The organism is Mangrovicoccus sp. HB161399, from assembly GCF_013184745.1.
Taxonomy (GTDB): Bacteria; Pseudomonadota; Alphaproteobacteria; order Rhodobacterales; family Rhodobacteraceae; genus Mangrovicoccus.
In genome coordinates this window covers 1-609 of the sequence record NZ_JAATVU010000302.1, presented here as the reverse complement: position 1 = coordinate 609, position 609 = coordinate 1, and the positions used below count along the sequence as shown (strand labels likewise).

At 71.9% G+C, this 609-nt stretch carries 1 protein-coding gene; it reads right to left on the bottom strand.

The annotated features are described in order from the left end of the window. Positions 1–609 (bottom strand): transposase (locus HCC78_RS33025; RefSeq protein WP_172332879.1); only part of this gene is annotated, 609 nt, incomplete at both ends.

The following is a 609-nucleotide window of genomic DNA, read 5'->3' as shown; positions in this document are numbered from 1 at the left end:
CGAGGGCGCCGTCCCCGACAGCCAGTTCCGGCGCGACCGCCAGACCGCGGGCCTTGAGATCGACCAGCAGCTCGCGCCAGCTCTGGGCGCTTTCGCGGACCCCGACCTGGAAACCCACCAGTTCCTTCCGGCCCTCAGGCGTTGCCCCGATCACGACCAGCATGCACTCGGCCACGGGCTCCATCCGGGCCTGCAGGTAGACGCCGTCCGCCCAAATGTAGACGTAGCGCCGGGCGGAGAGATCGCGGCGCTGCCAGCGGTCGTAGTCCTCCTGCCAGCCCGCCGTGAGCCGCGAGATGGCGCCCGGTGACAGGTTCGGTGCGTCGGCCCCGAGCAGCGCGCAGAGCGCCTCTTGGAAGTCTCCGGTGGAAACGCCGCGCAGGTAGAGCACCGGCAGCAGCGCGTCGAGGCTGCGCGACCGGCGGGCCCATCGCGGCAGGATGCGCGAGGTGAACCGGATCTTCCTGTCGTCGGGCACGCCCTCCGCCCGATCGCGCACCTTCTGGCGCTGCACCGGGATCGCTCCGATCCCGGTCTGGATGTCGCGCTCGGGCCCGGCGCCATGGCGCACCACACGCTGACGGCCATCAGGCAGCCGCTCCCCGGCAA